The sequence below is a fragment of the Herbaspirillum sp. GCM10030257 genome (assembly GCF_042666555.1).
In the GTDB taxonomy this organism is placed as follows: Bacteria; Pseudomonadota; Gammaproteobacteria; order Burkholderiales; family Burkholderiaceae_D; genus Noviherbaspirillum.
This window is the reverse complement of sequence record NZ_JBHTDH010000005.1, coordinates 233,936-256,747: the sequence shown is the minus strand read 5'-3', so window position 1 is coordinate 256,747 and position 22,812 is coordinate 233,936. Positions and strand designations below refer to the sequence as shown.

15 protein-coding genes and 1 pseudogene are annotated in these 22,812 nt (G+C 57.4%); 8 read left to right on the top strand and 8 right to left on the bottom strand.

Annotated elements, in window-relative coordinates; genetic code table 11:
- Nucleotides 1–3: 3 nt before the first annotated feature.
- The 4 genes from ACFQUU_RS10085 to ACFQUU_RS10070 form a co-directional block, all read right to left on the bottom strand.
- Nucleotides 4–2,529: a ligase-associated DNA damage response DEXH box helicase gene (locus ACFQUU_RS10085; RefSeq protein WP_382246369.1), complete on the bottom strand. Its 2,526-nt coding sequence runs from the start codon at nucleotides 2,527–2,529 to the stop codon at nucleotides 4–6.
- Nucleotides 2,526–4,145, bottom strand: coding sequence for an ATP-dependent DNA ligase (locus tag ACFQUU_RS10080; protein ID WP_382246367.1), 1,620 nt, complete (start codon nucleotides 4,143–4,145; stop codon nucleotides 2,526–2,528). The genes ACFQUU_RS10085 and ACFQUU_RS10080 overlap by 4 nt, the downstream gene beginning before the upstream one ends.
- The gene (locus ACFQUU_RS10075; RefSeq protein WP_382246364.1) at nucleotides 4,138–5,193 is read right to left on the bottom strand and encodes a ligase-associated DNA damage response exonuclease; all 1,056 of its coding nucleotides are present in this window, start codon (nucleotides 5,191–5,193) and stop codon (nucleotides 4,138–4,140) included. Before ACFQUU_RS10075 ends, ACFQUU_RS10080 begins: the two co-directional genes overlap by 8 nt.
- A 156-nt stretch (nucleotides 5,194–5,349) precedes the next feature.
- On the bottom strand, nucleotides 5,350–5,904 hold the full coding sequence (locus ACFQUU_RS10070) for a septal ring lytic transglycosylase RlpA family protein (protein WP_382246361.1): 555 nt from the start codon (nucleotides 5,902–5,904) through the stop codon (nucleotides 5,350–5,352).
- Between the two features lie 411 nt (nucleotides 5,905–6,315).
- Here ACFQUU_RS10070 and ACFQUU_RS10065 point away from each other — a divergent pair, with 411 nt between their 5' ends.
- The 3 genes from ACFQUU_RS10065 to ACFQUU_RS10055 all read left to right on the top strand — a co-directional run bounded on the left by ACFQUU_RS10065 (nucleotide 6,316) and on the right by ACFQUU_RS10055 (nucleotide 10,544).
- Nucleotides 6,316–7,473, top strand: coding sequence for a diguanylate cyclase (locus ACFQUU_RS10065; protein ID WP_382246358.1), 1,158 nt, complete (start codon nucleotides 6,316–6,318; stop codon nucleotides 7,471–7,473).
- A 267-nt stretch (nucleotides 7,474–7,740) separates the two neighbouring features.
- A complete protein-coding gene (locus ACFQUU_RS10060; RefSeq protein ID WP_382246355.1) occupies nucleotides 7,741–9,735 on the top strand; it encodes a putative bifunctional diguanylate cyclase/phosphodiesterase in 1,995 nt (664 codons plus the stop codon).
- A gap of 401 nt (nucleotides 9,736–10,136) precedes the next feature.
- Complete coding sequence (locus tag ACFQUU_RS10055) at nucleotides 10,137–10,544, top strand: hypothetical protein (RefSeq protein WP_382246352.1); 408 nt, start codon at nucleotides 10,137–10,139, stop codon at nucleotides 10,542–10,544.
- Between the two features lie 157 nt (nucleotides 10,545–10,701).
- On the opposite strand, the gene ACFQUU_RS10050 is transcribed toward ACFQUU_RS10055, so the two are convergent.
- Nucleotides 10,702–11,931: a hypothetical protein gene (locus tag ACFQUU_RS10050; RefSeq protein WP_382246349.1), complete on the bottom strand. Its 1,230-nt coding sequence runs from the start codon at nucleotides 11,929–11,931 to the stop codon at nucleotides 10,702–10,704.
- Between the two features lie 252 nt (nucleotides 11,932–12,183).
- Here ACFQUU_RS10050 and ACFQUU_RS10045 point away from each other — a divergent pair, with 252 nt between their 5' ends.
- The 3 genes from ACFQUU_RS10045 (at nucleotide 12,184) to ACFQUU_RS10035 (ending at nucleotide 16,891) form a co-directional block, all read left to right on the top strand.
- The gene (locus ACFQUU_RS10045; protein WP_382246347.1) at nucleotides 12,184–13,206 is read left to right on the top strand and encodes a MerR family transcriptional regulator; all 1,023 of its coding nucleotides are present in this window, start codon (nucleotides 12,184–12,186) and stop codon (nucleotides 13,204–13,206) included.
- Between the two features lie 13 nt (nucleotides 13,207–13,219).
- Nucleotides 13,220–14,521 carry an MFS transporter gene (locus ACFQUU_RS10040; RefSeq protein ID WP_382246344.1) on the top strand — a complete coding sequence of 434 codons (1,302 nt, stop codon included), beginning with the start codon at nucleotides 13,220–13,222 and terminating at the stop codon, nucleotides 14,519–14,521.
- A gap of 315 nt (nucleotides 14,522–14,836) precedes the next feature.
- Nucleotides 14,837–16,891 (top strand): EAL domain-containing protein, encoded by a 2,055-nt coding sequence (locus ACFQUU_RS10035; RefSeq protein WP_382246342.1) that lies wholly within the window; start codon nucleotides 14,837–14,839, stop codon nucleotides 16,889–16,891.
- Here the strand turns inward: ACFQUU_RS10035 and ACFQUU_RS10030 are convergent.
- The gene (locus ACFQUU_RS10030; RefSeq protein WP_382246339.1) at nucleotides 16,888–17,034 is read right to left on the bottom strand and encodes a hypothetical protein; all 147 of its coding nucleotides are present in this window, start codon (nucleotides 17,032–17,034) and stop codon (nucleotides 16,888–16,890) included. The two genes, ACFQUU_RS10035 and ACFQUU_RS10030, sit on opposite strands and share 4 nt — an antisense overlap.
- On the opposite strand from ACFQUU_RS10030, the gene ACFQUU_RS10025 reads away from it, so the two are divergent.
- A complete protein-coding gene (locus ACFQUU_RS10025) occupies nucleotides 17,033–17,437 on the top strand; it encodes a hypothetical protein (RefSeq protein WP_382246336.1) in 405 nt (134 codons plus the stop codon). The two genes, ACFQUU_RS10030 and ACFQUU_RS10025, sit on opposite strands and share 2 nt — an antisense overlap.
- A 269-nt stretch (nucleotides 17,438–17,706) precedes the next feature.
- Here the strand turns inward: ACFQUU_RS10025 and ACFQUU_RS10020 are convergent.
- A pseudogene (locus tag ACFQUU_RS10020) lies at nucleotides 17,707–18,915 on the bottom strand (MFS transporter).
- A gap of 241 nt (nucleotides 18,916–19,156) precedes the next feature.
- Here ACFQUU_RS10020 and ACFQUU_RS10015 point away from each other — a divergent pair.
- On the top strand, nucleotides 19,157–20,770 hold the full coding sequence (locus tag ACFQUU_RS10015; RefSeq protein WP_382246333.1) for a CHASE domain-containing protein: 1,614 nt from the start codon (nucleotides 19,157–19,159) through the stop codon (nucleotides 20,768–20,770).
- Between the two features lie 102 nt (nucleotides 20,771–20,872).
- Here ACFQUU_RS10015 and ACFQUU_RS10010 read toward each other — a convergent pair whose 3' ends face one another.
- Nucleotides 20,873–22,780, bottom strand: coding sequence for a DUF4214 domain-containing protein (locus ACFQUU_RS10010; protein ID WP_382246330.1), 1,908 nt, complete (start codon nucleotides 22,778–22,780; stop codon nucleotides 20,873–20,875).
- Nucleotides 22,781–22,812 lie beyond the last annotated feature (32 nt).

Sequence of the window (22,812 nt, the reverse complement as noted above, 5' to 3'; positions counted from 1 at the left end):
GGCTCACGGCATCGCTGCCTTTTCCAGTTCACGCAGCATGCGGGCGACACGATCAGAAAGCTTTTCATTGCTCAGCTTTTCCCGCAAGCGCTCGACCATCAGCGGAAAGGCAAAAGGCGTCGGACGCCGTGTCGTGTAGAACGCCAGTTCCCGTTGCTGCATTTCCAGCAACGCCGCGCGCAGCCGTGACAATTCCAGTTCCTGTTCCAGCACTTCCCGTTGCGCCTGGGTCAGCAACAAGTTTTGCGCGTCGTGCTTACGAAAGACCTCAAAAAACAAACTCGACGACGCCTGCAATTGCCGCGCGCTCTTTGGTTGTCCGGGATAGCCCTGGAAGATCAGTCCGGCGATCCGTGCGATTTCACGAAAGCGCCGCTGTGCGAGTTCCGTCGCATTCAGGCTGCAAAGCACATCTTCCAGCAAATCATCGGTAGTGAGCAAACCTGGCTGCATGGCTTCTTGCCAGTCGATCGGACGTAGCGACAGCAGCTCCAGGCCGTAATCGTTGACCGCGATCGAAAACGTGGCAGCTTCCCGCTTTGCCACTCTCCAGGCAAGCAGTGATGCCAGCCCGATATGCACCGATCTGCCTGCAAACGGATAGAGAAAGAGATGCTGTCCTTCGCGGCTGCTGGTCTGCTCGGCAACCAGCCGGTCCAGGGTCGGCAGGCCCGACCAGCGCAACTGCAGTTTGAGTAGTGGTTCGATCGCCTGCATTTCCGGTCCGTCGAACACATTGTGTGAAGCTTCCTGCAGGCGAGCCAGCACCGCATGCGCCAGTTCGGACGACAAGGGCATCTTGCCGCCCTGCCAGCGCGGCACTGCAGGCTTGTTGCCGCTGCCGCGCCGCACATAGGCGGTCATTTCATGTACGCGCACGAACTCCAGCAGGCGCCCGCCGAACAGGAAATGGTCGCCGCGCCGCAAGCGCGAGATGAAACCTTCTTCAACGGTGCCGATCTTGGGGCCGGATACAAATTTCACCTGTATGGACGCATCGGACACGATTGTGCCGATACCCATTCGATGCCGCCGGCCCAACGCCGGATCAGGTACACGATAGACGCCGTGCTCATCAGGCAGCACGCGCCGGTATTCAGGATAGACCGCGAGGCTGCGCCCGCCGCAGGCAACGAATTCCAGTGCCCATTGCCATTCGTCTTGTGTCAGATTGCGGTAGGCATAAGCGGTGCGTACCTCGTCGAACAATTCCTTCGATTGAAAACCGCTGCCGAGCGCGATTGTGACCAGATGCTGCACCAGCACGTCGAGCGGCTTGTCGGGTACCGCACGCGCTTCTATCTGGCGCGTGGCCACTGCGCGCTTTGCTGCAGCCGCTTCCAGCAACTCCAGGCTGTGTGTCGGCACCAGCGTCACTCGCGATACGCGACCAGGCGCATGGCCGCTGCGGCCGGCGCGCTGCATGAGCCGCGCAATGCCTTTGGGACTGCCGACTTGCAGCACCCGTTCCACCGGAAGGAAGTCGACGCCGAGGTCGAGGCTCGAGGTGCAGACCACCGCTTTCAGTTGTCCGCTTTTTAAACCGAGTTCGACCCAGTCGCGCACTGACTTGTCGAGCGAACCGTGATGCAGCGCGATGACACCCGCCCAGTCCGGCCGCGCCTCAAGCAGATGCTGGTACCAGAGTTCGGCCTGCGATCGGGTATTGGTGAAGATCAGTGTGGTCGTATGCGCGTCGATTTCGCGTGTCACCGGCTGCAGCATTTGCAGACCGAGATGGCCGGCCCAGGGAAAGACCGATGAATGATCTGGAATCAGGGTATCGACCAGGAGCTCTTTGCGGACATGTCCCTCGACTAATTCACCTTGGCCAATGCCGAGCAAGGCATCCTGCGCTTGCCGGAGATTGCCGAGCGTGGCCGACAACCCCCATACCAGCAGTTGGGGACGCCAGCGGCGCAATCGCGCAAGTGCAAGCTGGGTTTGCACACCGCGCTTGCTGCCGAGGAGTTCATGCCATTCATCGACGATGACCATGTCCAGTGACTGGCATTGCGTCTGCGCGTCGGCGCGTGTCAGCATCAGGGACAGGCTTTCGGGCGTGGTGATCAACGCCTGTGGCAGGGAACGTGTTTGCTTTGCGCGTTCCGATGCCGAGGTATCGCCAGTCCGGATACCAACACGCCATGCGGGCAGCAGATCGGCCAGCGGCTCTTGCAATGCGCGCGCCGTGTCGGCGGCTAGAGCGCGCATCGGCGTAATCCATAGCACGCGCAAAGCGGCCTTGGATCGCGATGGATTTTGAAGTGCCCGCAGCAGGGCGGCAAACCATACCGCATAGGTTTTTCCCGAACCGGTTGTCGCATGCAGAAGGCCTGACTTGCCGTCACCGGCGGCATGCCAAACCGCATGCTGAAAGGGAAACACGGTCCATGCGTGCTGTCCGAACCAGGCGTCAAGCCGCTGCTCCGGCGTCAATTCGGCGCGCTGCAGGTCGGCGTTCCGCAATCCGGCTTTCGGCGGCTTCGCATTCTTCGGCTCATCCTTATCGTGTAACACGGTCTTCATGCCAGCATGCCCCGTAAGGTGTCGAGGGTATCGGCCTCTTCGATTTTCTTGTCATCGCGTATGCGCAGAATGCGCGGAAAGCGCACGGCGATGCCTGCCTTGTGACGTGGTGAGCGGGCGATGCCTTCGAAGCCGATTTCAAACACCATGCTCGGTTGCACACTACGCACCGGTCCGAATTTTTCTATCGTGCTGCGGCGGATCGCCGCATCGACTTTCGCTATTTCGGCATCGGTAAGACCGGAATACGCTTTTGCAAACGGCACCAGGCGTCGCCCGCCATCCGCGTCGGTGTCCCACACCGCAAAGGTGTAATCGGTGTACAACGACGCCCGCTTGCCATGACCGGCCTGCGCATAGATCAGCACCGCATCAACCGCATAGGGGTCAATTTTCCATTTCCACCAGACGCCGCTGTCCTTGGTGCGTCCTACGCCATAACGCGCATCGGATGCCTTGAGCATCAGGCCCTCAACGGCACGTGAACGCGAGCTTTCACGCAGGGTTGCCAGTTCGTCCCAGCTTGCCGCATGCACCAGCGACGAGAGTCTGAGCGCTGCATTGTCGATACCCGCTACGAGTTCTTCCAACTGCGCGCGGCGTTCGGATTGCGTCAGCGCGCGCAGATCCTTGCCGGCGGATTCCAGCAGGTCATATGCGACTAATGCCGCAGGCAACTCGACACGCATTTTGGCCGACAGTGTCTTGCGACCAATGCGCTGCTGCAGTGCTGCGAACGGTGCTGGCGCATTGTCTTTCCAGATCAGTATCTCGCCATCGATCACCGTGCCTTCCGGCAAGGGGATGCTGCTAATTTCGGGAAATCGTTCGGTAATCAAATCTTCACCGCGCGACCATAGCCATGTCTGCCCCTCACGGCGTACCAACTGGGCACGGATGCCATCATATTTCCACTCTGCCAGCCATTGCGTGACCGGCCCCAGGCTCTGCGGATCGGTTTGCAATGCATGGGCAAGAAAGAAGGGATAAGGCTGGCCACCGCGCAGCTGATGTTCAAAGTCCGACTCGCCCGCGATCAGTTGCAGATATTGTTCGGCGGTCGGACGCACGGTGCCGTCGGTCCAGCCCATCAGCCGTTGCGCGATCAGCTTGCTGTCGACACCCGCCACCTCGGCCAGCGCACGCGTCACCAGCAGACGTGACACACCGACGCGAAAACTGCCGCCAATCAGCTTCATGAGCAGGAAGCGCTCGCCGGTATCGAGCTGATCCCAGTATGAAAACATCGCATGGCGAATATGTTCCGGTGAGGCACCGCGCAGGGGTGCAATGCGCTCCAGCATCCACTCCGCGAGGCCCACATCGGATTCCTGCGAGGGCGGCGGCAACAAGTGCGCAATTGTTTCCGCCAGGTCGCCGACAGCGTGATAACACTCGTCGAACAGCCAATCATCGATGCCCGCATATTCGATGGAAAACTGCCTGAGCAATTTGGTTGGCACGGCCTGCCTTGGCTTGCCACCGGCGAGAAAGTACACGGCCCATGCTGCATTGTCAGGGGCGGTATGTTGAAAATAATTTTTCAGTGCAGCGAGCTTGCGATTTGTCGCCGTCGTGCTGTCGAGTTCCGCGTAGAGCCGTGCGAACTCACGCATGCGCTTCCCCGTTGGCTGCATCGGTACTGCCGTCAATAGCGGCGACGGTGTTGGTGCCGCCGTCGTCTTCGTCACCATACTCGGTCTGGAACGCGCCCGCTTCCAGACCGTTCTGGCTTAGCCAGCGCACCATGACCGCAACCTGTCCATGGGTGACGATCACCCGTTGCGCCTCGGTTGCTTTGATGGCGCTCATCAATCCGGGCCAGTCCGCATGATCGGATAACACGAAGCCGCGATCCACCGCGCGCCGGCGACGTGCGCCGCGCAACTGCATCCAGCCGCTGGCAAAGGCATCGCTGTATTCGCCGAAGCGGCGCATCCACGTCGAGCCCGCGGCGGACGGGGGTGCCAGCACCAGCGCACGACGCAGTTCGGACTTGTCGCTAATCTCGGTCACCATGCGGGTTTCCGGCAGGGGCACACCGGCTTCGCGATAGACGCGGTTAAGCGGCATCACCGCACCGTGGCAAATGATGGCCCCGATCGCAGGATCGATACCGGCGAGAATGCGCTGGGCCTTACCAAAGGAGTAGCAGAACAGCACGCTGGCACGCTCTTCCGCTGCATTGCTGCGCCACCAGTCATTGATGTCGTCGAACACAATGCGTTGTGGCTGCCACCGGTAAATCGGCAGGCCGAATGTGGATTCGGTGATGAAGGTATGGCATTGCACCGGTTCGAAAGCCGCACAGGTCGCATCCGCTTCGACCTTGTAGTCACCCGAGGCAACCCAGACCTCACCTTCGTATTCCATGCGGATCTGCGCTGAACCAAGCACATGGCCGGCCGGATGCAATGAGATCCGCACGCCGTTATGCACAACCGATTCGCCATAGCGCAATGTATCAAGATGAATTTCACCAAGCCGTGAGCGAAGGATACCGGCGCCATCGCTGGCAGCGAGGTAATGGCCATGCCCCACACTTGCATGATCGGCGTGACCGTGGGTAATGACGGCACGGTCGACCGGTCGCCATGGATCAATATAAAAGCGGCCCGGCACGCAGTACAGGCCCTCCTTCCGGGCGACCACCATGTCGGTCATGCGAGATTTCCTTGCCTTGGTCCAGTATCACAAGCAGTGTCAGATGCCGTCGCTCCATCGAACGTGCTGCAATCCCGATAGATGGACGGAGATGCTTGTTGGACCTGCGCAGTGCAGTGAAGTGCTGCTGTGACGGGTGTTCAATGATGCTTAATGTCAGCGATTGGCGATTTTTTCATCCCCGGACGAGGCAGCACCGAACTTGACTGAACCGTCCGGTTGCGGCACTTCAATCGGTGTGACAACCACTGGCGCAATGCCTTTTTCATCCATATCGAGTTTTTTTGCCACCTTTGGGGAGACGTCGACAATGCGACCGTCGATATAAGGACCGCGGTCACGGATCTCGACGACTTCTGTCTTGCCATTGTCCAGGTTTGTTACCTCGGCCTTGGTACCAAGAGGCAAGGTCCGGCTTGCGGCCACATTCGAATTGGGATTCATTGGCGTGCCATCCGCCATCTTGCGCCCGGCAAAGTAATCGGCGTAAAACGAAGCCTTGCCTTTACGCGGCTCGCCAGAATGGTCCAGCTTGGTCTTTGCATTGGGGTCAAGTCTGGCAGCAGAGGGCTTACTTGCCTGGGTGCTGGCTTTTTTTGGCGAGGCTTGCTTATCGGTATCTCCCTTGGGTGGCTCGGCATAAGCGCCGGCAGCCAGACAGGAGGACAACAAGACACCACAGAATCGTACAGAAAAAGGAAGACGCTTCATGGTCGGTGCTCCATGCAAAGAGGGTCGAATGGAATGCGCGCCAGGAAACTTCGGATTCTTGGTATGTGGGGGCGCGCAGAGCTCGGATCAGCCGCGAAGGAAATCGAAGCGGCTACAACAGGTCGCAAAGCTCTATCAGGTTATCAATTCGATAGCACCGCTTCTTGAAAGTTTCTGCTTGCCGACAACGTCGGCTAACTCTGACTAACCAACTTTGATCATGCACATAAAAATCATGGAACTCTTGGTCTTTCAGCGCGGAACAATCCTCTGTCCGCACATCTCTTAGAACAAGGAGTCTCTTCAAAAATTTTCCGCCGCGCACAGGGTTTTTAACGTTGATATACCGTCCGCTATTTAACGTTTGCCCTTTGCCTTGTTGCCTTATAGATTTCTGTCCGGATCCCGATCATGCCGAGCGCATTCAACATACTCATTATCGGTGCCCTGTTTTGCGTCGTCATGCTGCTTGTGCTGATGTCCCTGTTACGCAGCGGCACGCCGGGCATTCGTGAATGGGCGCTTGCTAACGCCCTGGGTTTTGCCGGTTTGCTCCTATATGCGTTCGGCCGCGAACTCTCCGAGCCAATCGCCTATGAAGTGGCCAATGGCGTTTATGCAGCGGCAAGCGCAGCGATCCTTGCGGGCTTCCGCCGTTTCTTTAGTCGCAAGCTGCATATCCGTCTATTGGCCGCATCCGTTGCCGGCATGGTCATCGCGATTGCCTTGTTCCACTATGTATTCGATTCCTTTGCGTTACGCACGCTGACAGTTGCAGTGTTCCAGGGAGCGGTGTGTGGCAGTATCGCGCTGACGATTTTCCACTCTCGTCACGCATGGCGTTCCCGCTACCCATATTTTTTTACCGCGGGGATGGCAGGGTTGATTGCTCTCGGTCATGCGGTTCGCGCGGGATTATATTTTGTGCATCAAGGCGAAATCACATCGTTATTGCAGCCTTCTCCATGGAATCTGTTTTTCCTGTCGGCAGGAACCTTCGTGCTGCCTGTTCTGACCATCGGAGCGGTGATGATGGTCCATGACACCATGCTGGCCAAAGCCGAGCATGCCGCCAACCGTGATTTTCTTACCGGGGCATGGTCGCGGCGCGCACTGTTCGAACTCGCGGAGCGCGAGTTATCTTTCACACGTCGGACCAGCCGATCCATGGCTTTGCTGTTGCTTGACATCGACAACTTCAAATCGATCAACGACACATGGGGACATGCTACCGGCGACCGCGTGCTGATCGATGCGGTACTCCGCGCCGAAACGGCGATCCGCAGCGTCGATTATTTCGCGCGCGTTGGCGGGGAAGAGTTTGCAGTCTTGCTGCCCGAAACAAGCCGTTCTGCGGCAGTCATGGTCGCGGAACGCATTCGCATTACCATGGAAGGTAGCGCGCGTTCCATTCAAATCGAGGGGCAGCCCGAGACACCACCCTACACCGTTAGTATTGGCCTCGCGATATTGCGCGACACTGATTCATTCCAGGAGCTGATGCGGCGTGCGGACACGGCGCTGTACGCTGCAAAGGCCTCCGGGCGCAATCGGGTTGCCTGCGATTGAGCTGATTGCGTTGCGGGATTGCCTGCCCGGTTCGCTCAGCATCATTGATGTGACCACCGTACAGTCTTGCTATAGAGTCCCGGCGAAATCAAGATCGGTCCATCCTACATTTGAGCGGACCGTTACTGTCGTCAAACACTGCGATGCCAACGGAACTATCAGTACAACAACCTTTCCTAATTATTCTGAAGGCAAGCATGCCGCGCCGCGTCGTTTTCAAGGCGTTGGTCCATGTTTATCCGACAGACATTACTGGAGAGGTGCGACATGACGCAATCCATCGACTTGCGGACCGCGTTGAATGCGGCAGCGGAAGGACTGTTGTTACTGTCGCATGAACTCAGGGTAATTGACGTCAACGATATCTTTCTTCAGCACTACGGCCTGCAGCGCGACGATGTGCTGGGGCGCAGCATACTGGAACTCTTTCCTTATCAGAGCGGCACCTTGCCGCCGCAGCAGACACTTGCACCAACCTCCGCCGATCCTTCACATGTCAGCGAAGCCAGCCTGCGGCTGGCGCTGGAAGCCTCAGGCGATGGTGTATGGGAATGGGATATCCAGAGCGATACCTTCGAGCTATCACGCCGCGGACGTGCCATGCTCGGCTATGGAGAAACGGATATTGGTAAGTCGCTGGTGCATTGGGTCGCGATTACTCACCCCGAAGACATTGAACGAGTGCGCGAACATGTGCTTGCCTGTATGCAGGGGCGCATACCGTTTCTATCCTGCGAATATCGGGTCCGCTGCCGCGATGGCACCTGGAAATGGGTGCTGGCACGCGGCGCCGTGGTGGACCGCAGCGACAAAGGCTGGGCGCGCCGCATGGTGGGAACCACTGTCGATATCTCATCGGAGCAGGAAACCCTGCTGCGGGCTAACTATGATGCGCTGACCGGCTTGCCGAATCGCAGCCTGTTTCGTGAGCGCCTGCAATACGAAGTGATAAGTTCACGGCGGAGCGGACGACTGCTTGCACTCTTGTTCATCGATCTCGATCGTTTCAAGGAAGTCAACGATCTGCTCGGTCACGATGCCGGGGATGAACTCCTGAAACAAACCGCCGCTCGGATCCGCTCCTGCGTACGCGAAGCGGACACGGTGGCGCGGCTCGGCGGCGATGAATTCACGGTGATCCTCACCGATCTCGATAGCCGTTCGCATGTCGAAAACATCGCCGAGAAAATCCTCGATGCGATCGACAAGCCTTACTTGCTGAATCATGAAGAGATTCATGTCTCCGGCAGTATCGGCATTACCCTGCATCCAGGCGACGCAAAGGAACCTGAAGGACTGGTGCGCAATGCCGACCAGGCGATGTATGTGGCGAAAAATGCGGGGCGCAATCAATTCAGCTTTTTTACCAAGTCGATGCAGGATCAGGCATGGCGGCGGCTCAAGCTGATTGGTGAGCTGCGTGCCGCTTTGCCGCAACGTCAACTCAAGCTGTATTTTCAGCCGGTAGTGGATCTGAAGAACGGGCAGGTAGTGAAGGGCGAGGCCTTACTGCGCTGGATGCATCCGACCCGCGGCCTGGTATGTCCACACGAGTTTGTATTCCTTGCGGAAGAAACCGGACTGATTAATGAAATCGGCAATTGGGTATTCATGCAGGCGGCCGCCTGGTCGAAGCGCTGGAGCGCACTGCGCGGCGAGGTATTTCAGATCAGCGTCAACAAGTCCCCGGTACAATTTCTTGCAAATGCCAGATCGCTCAACTGGGGCGCCTACCTGAAGGATCTGGGGCTGGGATGGCATAGCATGTCGGTAGAAATTACCGAGGGCTTGCTGCTCAATGCCACCGACGCCACGGCGGAAAAACTGTTCAGCCTGCGCGATGCCGGCGTACAGGTTGCCATTGATGATTTTGGGACCGGCTATTCGTCGATGGCGTATCTGAAGAAGTTCGACGTCGACTATCTCAAGGTCGACCAATCCTTTATTCGCGACACGACGCGCAACAGCACCAGCCGCACCATTGCTGAAACGATCATTGTGATGGCACACAAGCTGGGCCTGCAAGTGATCGCGGAAGGCGTGGAGACCGCGGAGCAGCGCGACTGGTTGATGGAGGCGGGCTGCGATTTCGCACAGGGTTATTTTTTTTCCGAGCCACTGCCTCCGGAAGCATTCGAAGAACTGCTGACAAGATCGCATAACAAGGTGACATCGAATATTGTCAGCCTGGATTGCAGTTCTGATACGGGTGACGAAAAGTCGCAAAAAAGCATTGAACTAGGGAAATCAAACCCGGTCTAGGACAGGTGTCTTCATCCCTGGAAGAATAAAGAATGCCCCCTCGTTCGACCTCCGAGCGCATTGTGATACTTGTGCTTGTGCTTACAGCTACTATGGCGGCATGCGATAAAAGAACGGCGGCCGCGGCCCTCACTGAAGGTAAACCAGCGGCACAGTCCAAAATACAACAGCGCTCCTGGAACGTCGTTCCAGCCCTTGGCGTACGGGGATGAAAACATGAAGCACCTGTAGCGACTACAATACGGTCCGGGAGTGGTTCGACAAACTGGTCGACATCCCAATACAGGGCTTGCCGCGGTTGCCGAGCCGGCACTAATTAATGCATTAATTAGTGCAGCGGCCGAATCGACACCGATCACATGTCGCGCATACCCGCACACATTCGCTTACTGGACACAACGATGGATAGCGTAGAAGACAACAAGGCACAAGAACCTGCCGCCCGTCCGTGGATCGTGCTCACCACGACCTACGACGTCGAAGCCTGGATTGATAACTACAACTGGGAACTCCAGCGCGCCATTGAAAAAAAGAATACGCAAGGCCATGGGATCTGCTTCGGACTCGGGCATGGCGGCGAAATTTATCTGCACACGACACAGGATGGCGATGTCGTGCTCGACGTAACGCCTGAAGCCGAATGGGTAGCGCCACTGATCAGTGCGGCGACGCATGTCGCACAACCGGACGGGCAGATCTGGGCGTTGCCGGGCGATGCGTTGACGCAGCTGATTCTGGGCTTGAGCCCGTTGATTGCCACTACGCGGATTGTGGTGAACCACGATTTCAAGATTCGCAAGAAGTGGTAATCGCTGTCCTTCCATAACTTACTTCCATAACTCACCGCGTACTCGGCAGATCATTCGGCTGACGACGCTGGCAGTTTTCTCTTCGGCGTTTCAAAGCCACTTGCTCGCCGAAGAGAAAACCTGGCAATGCTGACAAACCTAATCGCGCTGTGACTCTTCAAGGCACATCCACCGCTCCGGCCTCATCAACCTTGCCGGCCACCACCGTCACTTCACCCGTAGTGGTCACGCGGCTGATTGCATGACTGGACGTATCCGCAACGAACAGGTTTGCGCTTGCATCGATCGTCATCCCTTCCAGCGACTGAACCGAAGCAAGCGGTCCTGCTACGTTCGTGACCGCGCCTGCAGCACTGATACGCTGCACGCTATTGAAGGCCGCCACAAACACATTCCCGCCACCATCAACCGTGATCGCAAAAGTGTCGCGGAACTGTGCCGGTCCGGTCTCGCCGCCATAGGTACCGGCGAGTGTACTGACGGTGCCGTCGGCCGTGATCTTGCGAATGAACGTGCTGCTTTCACGCAGCATCGGCGCGGGTGGACCATACCAATCGCTGACGTACAAGTTGCCACCCGCATCGCGCGTGATGCCCTTGGGTCCAAGGAAGCTCGCACTGGCGACGCTGCCGTTGCCGGTGCCACGATTGCCACGCGATCCGGCATAGGTGCTCACCATGCCATCCGATGTGATTCTGCGGATCAGGTAGTTATCTGTATCGGCGACATACACATTGCCGGCACTGTCGGCGACGATGCCCCATGGCTGCGAGAAGCGCGCTGTTGCGCCCGGTCCGTCGGCATCGCCTGCAAGGCCTGGCACGCCGGCCAGCGTTCTGACGACACCTGTCGGTGTCACCTTGCGCACTGCGTTGCCATCGACCGCATACACGTTACCGGCCGCGTCCACCGCAATCCCTTTCAGGAAACTGAAGCGTGCCGCCGCGCCGATGCCGTCGTTGCTGCCGCTGGTCCCCGCCGTGCCGGCCAGTGTTACCACGTTGCCGGACGCGGAAATTTTTCGAATGGTGTTATTGCCGGAATCAGCGACATACATATTGCCTGCCGCGTCCCGCGCCAACCCGAGCGGGCGGTTGAAGCGAGCATCGGTCGCGCTGGCGGCGGCCACGGTTCCGCCTGACGCCGAATCGCCAGCGGGCGTGCCGATGCTTCCCGAACTGGTATTGCCAACCGGAGATGTTTGCCCGGCCGAGGGTGATGCAGCGGTGCTGGGGGAAGGGGCTACCGCCGTGCTGCCTGTTGGAACGGTGCTGATTCCTGCCTGTGTGGCTACGCTGCCGTTATCGCCGCCTCCCCCACCGCAAGCGGCGAGCATGACGCAAAGAAGACCTGCCGAATACCGGCTACCTGATGTAAATGTTGCCACGTTTCACCTCAACTATCACTTGTAACTCCCTGAAATTCTTGTCTGTTTTCAAACATCATCCCCGAGTGGAAACACTTTAAATTTGACGACTGTCAATCAGCGGCAAGTGCGTGGCGAGAGTGTTGTATCCAGGTGTTACGCAATCTTTTTGGCAACTTTTCCTTTGATCAGGGTTGTTTATACGTTGAAAACCGCTTGACCCTCACGTAGCGTCAGACTTTATCGTGGCGAGATCATGAAGAAAGGCATCCCATGCTGTTGAAGATTGGAGAACTGGCCAAGCGAACCGGCCTGACGGTTCGGACTCTGCATCACTACGACGCGATCGGCTTGTTGCGTCCATCGGTACGATCGGATGCCGGCTACCGGCTTTACAACCGCAACGACATCGAGCGCCTGCATCGCATTCAGGCATTGCGTCGACTTGAACTGCCGCTGGCGGAAGTCGCCTCACTGCTGGAAGGAGATGTGCGGGATTTCGACAGTGTTATCCAGCAGCAGATCGCATCGCTGGACCGCGAAGTCGAACGCACGGTGGCCTTGTGCGAACGCTTGAAGGAACTCCGCAAACGCCTCGCCGAAAAGGAAGAGCCGGACCTGAACGACTGGCTTGCGACACTCGAAATGATGACCCTCTACGGCCGTTATTTCACGCAGAAGGAGTTTGCCGCGTTGCGGACTGCCGAAGCGGACATGAAGGAATTGACTGCCCTCGTCACCTCCGCACGCGCGTTGATGCAACGGGGCGTCCCGCCCGACAGCGACGAAGCGGTCGCCTTGGCAAAGCCATGGCTGACCTCGTCGCTGCGGCACATGGGCGACGATCCGCGTCTGATCCTGAAACTCGATGCCATGCATCGCAATGAGATGGCCGTGCAAGTCCTGACCGGCGTCGATGTCGACATGCTGGAGTACATGGTGCATGCCACTGCGGAGTTCCGGCTCCGCCTCTACGAGAAGCATCTCGGCAAAGACCAGGTGGAACGCATACGCGAACCATATCTGGCGCATTACCGGAACTGGCCATTGCTGTTTGCCGAGGCGCGTGAGCTTCATGAGCGTGGCGCATCGCCCTCGAGTCCTGAACTGATGAACTTTTGCAAGCGATGGATCGACACCTTTCACGCAATATGGGGTACGGATCCGGCGCTCCGCGAGCGGGTCCGCGAACTTTCCATCCTCGAACCGGACCTGATGGCCGGCAGTGGCATGAATGAAGCAGTAATGCATCTCGTCCAGCAAGGCATCGCTACGCTGGCTAAGCAAAGCAAATAAAAAGGAGAGCAATATGGCCGGTAATCCCGTCCCGAAACGGGGCGCCCTGTTTGGCGACCGTAACTTCCGCTGGGTGTTCAGCGGTGCGCTGATCTCGATGCTCGGCGATCAGTTCAGCCTGATCGCCCTGCCCTGGCTAGTCCTGCAAATGACCGGCGATACGCTGGTACTGGGCACCGTACTGGCAATCATGAGCATACCGCGCGCGCTGTTCATTCTGGTGGGCGGCGCACTGGTCGACCGGTATTCACCCAAGCGCGTGCTGATGCTGACCAAGCATGTGAATACCGTGTTGCTGGCTGTGCTGGCCGCCCTGGTGCTCAGCGGGCACCTGACGCTGTGGGCAGTCTATGCATTGGCATTGGGAATTGGCCTGGCGACCGCGTTCAGCATTCCCGCCGGCACCTCCCTGCTGCCACATGTGATTCCCCGTGAGTGGCTACCGGCGGCCAATGGCATACAGATGGGTGTGCGTCAGTTGTCAATGTTTGCCGGGCCATTGCTGGCCGGTCTGCTGATCGCCTTGTTCGGCGACAGCACAGCTGCGACCATCAAGGATGCCCGCGGCATCGGCATGGCATTTGCCCTTGACGCGCTTACCTTTGCGGTGTCGGCATGGACACTGTCGCAAGTACGGCCGCATGCGAAACCTGCGGGAACGGCACCGGCCGCCACGTCGGTGTGGAAATCCGTCGCTGAAGGCTTGCGCTACTGCTGGAATGACGACAGCCTGCGCATCTGCTTCAGTTATTGGGCTGCGGTGGCCTTGCTCATCTCCGGTCCGGTCCAGGTTGCCGTACCCGTCCTCGCCGACCATGTCGGCAGTGGCGCAGCGGCATTCGGTGCACTCGCCGGTGCGCATGGCGCAGGGACTCTTCTGGGCGTGGTTGTCACCAGCATCCGACCGCAACTGCGCTTCGGTAACCTGGGCAAAACCATCCTGTTGCTGGATGGCGTGATCGGCTTGCTGTTCATTCCTCTCGGCCTCATCAGCGCAACCTGGCAGGGCATGCTGCTGCTGTTGGTGATCGGCGTGCTTGGCGGCTTCCTGCAGGTGACGATTTATACCTGGCTGCAGCGCCATGCCGCGCCGGCAATGCTGGGACGCACGATGGCACTGTTCATGTTCATTTTCATGGGCCTTGCGCCGATGTCGTCGGCCGTCACCGGATGGTTAATGCGTTTCGTCCCGCTGGAACAGTTGTTCGCCGCCAGCGGCGTGATGCTGTTCGCCATCGTGGTAATTGCATGGACTACCTCTCGCATGCGTGCAGTGTCGGATGGCCGCACGGAGCCAGGCATGACACCTTCCTAGTGCCCCTCCATGCCGATCGGCAGCAGCGGCGCAATTGATTGGTTGGATGTTCGTCGGCGACAGGTGGCCGCCTAATGAAAACGCCTGTCGCCGACGAGCCGCCGCTGCTTGTTATCCACTTGTCATCTACTTGTCTGCTTATCCCCCTCAGTCAGGACCGACATGCAACACTGTCCTCACTTGCGGCTTATTCACTAAACGCCACACTTTCCACTCCTGCCACCGTAATGCGGGTTTTCCGGTGATAATCTGAGTCCTCGCCATGTAAATAATATCGATTACAGTTCCTGTAGAACCATCGATGGCTGGAAAGACATGCTCGACGCCTATCTGAGAAAACTTCGTACATTCAGTACGGAAGAAGAACTGTTCCATCGGTTGTTTCGCAAGCACAGCTCGATCATGCTGCTGATCGACCCCGAAACGGGAACGATTGCCGAAGCCAACCAGGCGGCGACCGCGTTTTATGGATATCCCCAAGAGACCATGCGCGGGATGAAAATCAGTCTCATCAATACGCAGCAGGAACACGAGATCCAGGACGAGATGCGCCAGGCCCTCGAAGAGCGACGCAACTATTTCATTTTTCGCCATCGTCTCGCCGACGGAAATATCCGCATCGTCGAAATCCATTCTTCGGCTGTCGATTTCCGGGGCAGGATTCTGCTGTTTTCGATTGTGTTCGACATTACTGAACGCCAGCATGCCCAGGATATGCAAAGGCTGGCTTCGCTGGTCTATCAAAAAAGCAGCGAAGCGATGTCAGTCGTCGATCGCAACGGCGAGATCATGACGATCAATCCTGCCTTCACCGATATCACCGGGTACACAGAAACCGAAGCCGTCGGCAAGAATATCAGCATGCTCAACTCCGACCGTGAAACGCCGGAATGCTACCGACAAATGACAAAGTCCGTGCGCGATGAAGGACGCTGGCAGGGCGAATTGTGGGCACGACGCAAGAACGGCGAAGATTTTCTGCGCTGGCTGTCGGTAAATACGATTTATAACGGCGACGGTTCGGTACAGTGCCGCGTGGGACTGTTTTCCGATATCACGAAAAAGCGCGAAACCGATGAGCTGATCTGGCGGCAGGCCAACTTCGACACCCTGACCGGGCTGCCCAACCGCAGCATGTTTCATGATCGTCTTCACCAGGCCATCAAGCAGGCGAATCGCGCCGACCAGCAAGTGGCGCTGCTGTTCCTCGACCTCGACTTCTTCAAGGAAGTCAACGACACGCTCGGGCATGCGATGGGTGACCGGCTGCTGCAGGACGCCGCGCGACGGGTGCGTGCCTGCGTGCGCGAGACCGATACCGTCGCACGGCTGGGCGGCGATGAATTCACCGTGATCCTCGGCGACCTGCACGACACGCGCAGCGTCGAGCGTGCGGTCAACGATATCTTGCACACGTTGGCCGAGCCGTTTCAGCTTGGCACTGAACAGGTTTATATTTCCGCCAGCATCGGCATCACGTTTCATCCCGAGGATGGTACGGAAACCGACACGCTGCTCAAGAATGCTGATCAGGCAATGTACGCGGCCAAGGCGCAGGGACGTAACCGCTACAGTTATTTCACGGCCTCGATGCAGGAAGCAGCCCAGAACCGCAAGCGCCTGGTGAGTGACTTGCGCATCGCCCTGCACGAGAAACAATTCCGCGTCTATTACCAGCCGATTGTCGACCTCAGCACCGGACGTATCCATAAGGCCGAAGCATTGATCCGCTGGCAGCATCCGGTGCGCGGCCTGATCAACCCGCTGGAGTTCATTCCGATTGCCGAAGAAACCGGCATGATCACAGAACTCGGCGAATGGATTTTCAGGCAGGCAGCACGCCAGGTTGGCGCATGGCACACGCGTCATGACCCGTCCTTTCAGATCAGCGTCAATGTGTCGCCGGTACAGCTGCAAAACGAAGGAATCAACCATGAGAGCTGGCTATCCTGTCTTGAGTCGCTCGAATTGCCCGGCCAATGCGTCGTGGTGGAAATCACCGAGGGTGTGCTGATGGATTCGTCTGCCGGCGTGACCGACCAGTTACTGCGCTTTCGCGACAATGGGGTCCAGGTTGCACTCGACGATTTCGGAACTGGCTACTCATCGCTGTCCTACCTGAAGAAGTTCGACATCGACTATATCAAGATCGACAAGTCCTTCGTGCAAAACCTGGCGCCAGGATCTGACGACATGGCCTTATGCGATGCGATCATCGTGATGGCGCACAAACTCGGCATCAAGGTAGTTGCCGAAGGCGTTGAAACCGAACTGCAAAGGCAATTGCTGGCAGCGAGCAATTGCGATTATGCGCAAGGTTATCTGTTTTCGCGGCCGTTGCCGGCGGAAGAATTCGAGCAGCTGTTTTAGCGCACTTTCACCGGTGTCACCGGCTCCCGATTACCTTGCGCGTAATCGACCCGTATGCGGGGCTGACCGATCATGTGTTCACCGACGCGGCAAACTTGCAGCCGCCAGCGGATGACCCAACTACATGAAATGGAGCCTGCCATGTTGAACCTTCAATCACCCTCTTTCCTGCGCCGTGTGCTGCTCGCCGATGCCGCCGCCGGTGCCGTTACCGGATTGCTGATGGCGCTGGGCGCCGACACGCTGGAAAGCCTGTTGCAAATTCCGGCTGCGCTGATGCAGTCGGCTGGCATTATCCTGCTACCTCTCGCCGTACTGATCGCTTATCTGGCAACGCGCCAGCAACCACCACGCGGCGCCGTATGGGCAGTCATTATCTGCAATGCCTTATGGACACTCGACAGTTTCTATATCGCATTTTCGGAATGGATTTCGCCAAATACCCTGGGACAGGCATTCATCGTGGCGCAGGCAGTCGTGGTGGCGGTATTTGCCGAACTGGAATACTTCGCGCTGCGTAAGTCGCGTGCGCTGGCTGCATGCTGAATCACGCAAAGAACAGGGCGGTCCGCGCCGCCCTGTCTCCGGTTTTCAGCCAGTCTGATACTGCGTCAGAACCTGCCACGACGTACTGTTCGGCCGGCTGCAGCGCCGGTGAACATGCGGGCCTGTACCTTTCGCCACAGGAAACCCGCGATCGCTAGAAAAATCATCTTACGCATAAAACCTCCATGATGAGGAATAATCAATGTTATTGAGACGACTGGATACCATGTTGGTTCCGGCTTTCTCTTCATCAGGTCTTGTATAGGCATTTACGCGGTGGTCAGCCGTTCCCGGTTTGTCAGGGAAGGAAACAGTTTCACCCACAACGCAACGATCAGAATCGTGCCGACACCGCCCACCACGACCGATGGTACGGTACCCAACCATGCAGCGGTGACCCCGGATTCGAATTCTCCCAGCTGGTTCGATGCGCCGATGAAAATTGAATTGACCGCACTGACCCGACCCCGCATGTCATTCGGCGTATCGAGCTGCACAAGCGACTGCCGCACCACCACGCTGACCATGTCGAAAGCCCCGGTCAGCGCCAATGCGGCGAGCGATACGGCAAACGAACTCGACAAGGCAAACACCAGTGTCGCGATACCATACAAGGCCACCGATCCGAACATGATCTTGCCGACGCGGCGTTGTATCGGATGACGGGCGAGATAGAGCGACACCAGCAAAGCACCGACCGCCGGGGCCGATCGCAGCAAACCAAGCCCCCATGGCCCCACATGCAGGATGTCTCGTGCAAAGATCGGCAGCAAGGCAGTGGCTCCGCCGAGCAAAACGGCGAACAGGTCGAGCGATATCGCGCCAAGGATTTCCTTACGGCTCCAGATGAAACCAATACCAGCAAACAAACTTCCCAATGTCACCGGCTCGCGCAGTACCGGAGGCTATTCAATGCGTATCCGGAGCGTCATCGCAATTGCCATCAGACACAATACGCCGCACACCATATACACCAATGCCGCACCACCGACATAAATAAAACCGCCAATCGCCGGACCGAGAATGATGGCGAACTGAGTGCCTGCCGAGTTAACCGCAAGTGCACGCGGCAGGACGTGGGGCGGAACCAGCAATGGCCCAAGTGCCTGCTGCGTTGGCATCTGAAATGCCTTGGCTGTCCCGAGGGCAACCGAGGCAATCAGAATGGCGTCACGCCCCAGCCAGTTGCCCAGTGTGCCGACGATCAGCCCCGTCGCCACACAGAGTTGCGCGACCAGGCACCAGCCAAGTATGCGACGACGATCGTACCGGTCTGCAACCTGGCCGACAATCATCGACAAGGCCAGCGCAGGAAGGAATTGTGCAAGGCCGACCATACCGAGATCGTAAGCGCTGTGCGTGATGTCGTACATCTGCCATGCAACGATCACCATTAACATCTGGTTGGACATGGTTGTGGCGACGCGACTCAAGAAAAAATAACGGAAAGAGCGAAATTCAATCAGTGGATTTTTCATCAAACGAATGCAGAAGGTCTTGCGTAAATAAGGTCCGCTTTTGAACTTGCGTGTTTGTTCCGTGCCGTCTTTTCCGTTAACCGGGGTGAACGTCCATCTTTCTTTCAAACGGCGAGTATGCAAGGGTCGGGTGATTGCATGTTCTCAATACTCCGCTCACTTTAAGCAGCGATCATAACGGATGCAGGAATTTGCCGATGGCACACCGGTGCGCGGCAACTTGATTCCGCCAGGAACAGGCATGAATTATCTCGAACGCCGACCACAACAAATCCGACAGCTCTTCAAAGCACGCGAAATGCTGACGGCGGCAGTGCTCGTGCTTTCTCTTTTCATTACCTACCGCCTGTGGGATGTCGCGGCGCGCTCCGCAGATCAGGCGCTGCAAACGACGTTCGAGTTCAAAGTGCGTGAAGCCAATATCCGTATCGAACAGAGGCTGGCCATCTATCAGCAAATGCTGCGCGCCACGGTCGGACTATTCAATTCGGCCGATGATGTAACGCGGAAAGAATTCCAGTCCTTTATTTCCTCCTTGTCGTTACCAGAAATGTTTCCAGGTGTACAGGGCATAGGATTGAGCCTGATTGTTCCGGCCGCAGAGAAAGACCGTCATATTGCAGCGGTTCGCGCTGAAGGCTTTCCGGAATACACGATCACCCCCGAAGGTACTCGGGATATCTATACTTCGATTATCTACCTCGAACCTTTCTTTGGCCGCAATCTGCGTGCATTCGGCTATGACATGTATTCGGAACCGGCCCGACGTGCGGCAATGGATTTTGCGCGGGATGCGGGTTCGGCTGCTTTGTCGGCTAAGGTCAAGCTGGTGCAGGAAGGTGGAAGTGCTATTCAGAACGGCTTCCTGATGTATTTACCGCTGTTTCGCAATGGCGCACCGCATACGTCACTGGAACAACGTCGCGCCAATATTATTGGTTGGGTGTATGCACCATTCCGCGTGGATGATTTCATGCATGGCGTAAGTGGAGAATATGCAGATGAACTGGATATCGAAATTTACGACGACGAAACAATCAATGCCGAGTCGAAGATGTTTGATTCCAATGATGCACTGGACGCCGCGTCGAACGAGCGCTTGCTAAAGCGCGTTAGTTTCATCCAGGCTGCAAACCGCACGTGGACGGTTGTGACGGCGGCCTCACCACAATTCGAGATGAGCTTGCGCTCCGACCGCCCGCAGTTGATCATGCAGTCCGGCATCAGCATCAGCCTGATGATTGCTTTGCTGGTATGGCTATTCCTGGATGATCGCGCACGTGCGCTGCATGCTGCGGAGCAGGCGATGCAACTTGCCTTGTATGATGCATTGACCGGTCTGCCGAATCGCAAGCTGCTTGAGGAACGGCTAGGACAGGCGCTGAGCAAGGCAAAGCGTGGGCACAGCCATGTTGCGCTACTCTTCATCGATCTCGACAAATTCAAGCCGGTCAATGACAATTTCGGCCATGCCTATGGTGACCTGCTGCTGAAGGAGGTGGCAAAACGCTTGCAGAACTGCATGCGGGAATCCGATACCGCGTCCCGTCTTGGGGGAGACGAATTTGTGGTGTTATTGTCGGATATCGAGGGCCGCAATGGCACCGCGCTGGTTGCGAAAAAAATCCTCGACCTGCTGGTACTGCCTTATGAGATTTCAGGTCATACCTTTGAAATTTCAGCAAGCATCGGCGCGGCCGTCTATCCCGAAGATGGCGCCGACGGCAAATCGTTGATCAAGAACGCGGACCTTGCAATGTATGAGGCAAAAAATGCGGGGCGCGCGACCATACGTTTTGCCGAGCGAGGCACACAGCACAATTCCGCCATCATGCAGGCGGCCAATCAACCCTGATGAGGTCCGTCTGTGCGTATCAGCGTGTATCAGCTCCTGAGCGCCGATGTATGTCGCTACGATGGTTGCTGACCGTAGCGGCATGCATGCACCTTCAGGATGTCAGGGGATATCTGCCGTCCCTGCTTCACTAGCCTTGCCGGCAATTGTGCTTACCGCACCCGCGGGCGTGATTTTCCGGATCGTGTGGTTAGCGGTATCGGCGACATAAAGATTCCCGCTAGGATCGACGGTGATGCCACGCGGCGCATTGAAGCGTGCCGCTGCGCCATTACCGTCGGCACTACCGGCCGCGGCCGCCATACCGGCGATCGTAGTCACGACACCCTCCGGCGTGACTTTACGAATCACATGGTTGCTGGTATCGGCTACATACACATTGCCCGCAGCATCGACCGCGACACCATAGGCATTGCTGCCGATCTTTGCCGCATTGCCCTGGCCGTCCGCATAGCCGCAGGTATTCTCCACTGCTGCGGTCGCCACTTTGCCGGCGAGGATGCTGACTGTACCCGTCGGAGCGATACGATCAATGGTGCAGCTGAACGCCGATTGACCGAGTGGACCGAAATCGCTGCCGGTATCCGATACATACAGGTTGCCTGCACCATCGAGCGCCAGGCCTCGCGGTTCACGAATGTTGGCAATTGTGCTGCGCACGCCGCCAGGTGTCAGTCGCTCCACCAAGGAAGAAAAATTATTGGTGAAGTACACATTGCCGATGGCATCGGTAGCGATACCGAAAGCGTAGATGTTTTCCAGTGGCGTGCTGACGGTGCCATTGGTCGTGATCTTGCGGATGCGTCCGGTATTGAGGAAGGTATCAGTGACGAACAGGTTGCTCACTGCATCGACAGTGATGCCAGTCATTACATTGAAACGCGCGGCCGCACCGACTCCGTCCACTGGCGCGGCACCCGGCGTACCGAATTGACCCGGTGTGCCGGCCAGGGTCGTGACCGTGCCGGTGACGGTGTTGAACTTGCGCACGGTATTACTGCCGGAATCGGCGATGTACAGGTAACCGCCCGCGCCGGCGACCAACGCACGTGGAGCATTAAAGCGCGCATTGAGAGCGCGGCTGGGGTCAGAGCCAGGTGGCGTGGTCGGCGTGTTCGGGTCGACCGGTTGCGTACCGGGGGCGACAGGAATCAGGTTGATGGCAGCCACGGTGTCGGTCGGAGTCACTGCAGCAGCAATATCCATGGTTTTCTGGATGGATTCCTCCGGAGTGTTGAAGCTGATACCTTGCTGGACTGCAAAATAATGACCGACAGTAAATTTATTATCGAGCAGCGAAGGAACGAAACCCCAGGTTGGATCACCGACAAAGGTGTGCGCTGAGTCGAGCATGCTGCGTACCAGTGTGCCTTTGGTAGCTCGTCCACTGGTCAGTTCGCCCACCCAGAATTGCACGTCTTCCTCGGGTGGTGCGGTCGCGCCGCTTCGACCAAGTACATTTTTGTAAATTACGCGAACGAAGTCGGCATTGCTCATGCGGGGCGAATAGCCGGTCAAGGCCGTGTACTGGATTGCCGCGTTGAAGAAGGTATCAGCGATCTGGCCGATGTCTTGTCCTGCCTTTACCTGATCAATCCAATAACTTAAACCCTCTGCTTCAGGAATTCGGTTGAAAAAGGCGATATATAACTCAGTCAGTATCTTGAGTTGCGCTGGCGGGAGTGTCAGTGATTTGGCGCCGATTTCCGGATCGACCGTGATGTCGGCGAATTTGAACAGATTGACCCCGGCGCCAAGGTTCGACGTTCCATCTGCACCGGTATTGTCAATAACGGTGTAGCCGGTTGCGGCCTTGACGATGGTGTAGTTCCGGCGGTTACCGGTAAATACAGCGGTGTTACCGACGACGGTGGCGGGGGCGAAACTACTGCTTGTGGCTGAAGAAGATGTTTGCTCGCTTCCGCCACATGCCGTCAGCAGCGCTGCAAAAATGATCGCGATCGTAAGAAAGGGAACGCATTGCACTTGCCTTTGCAAAAAATGCGACATGAAAAGCTCCATATTCATGTTTGCGTGTCTTT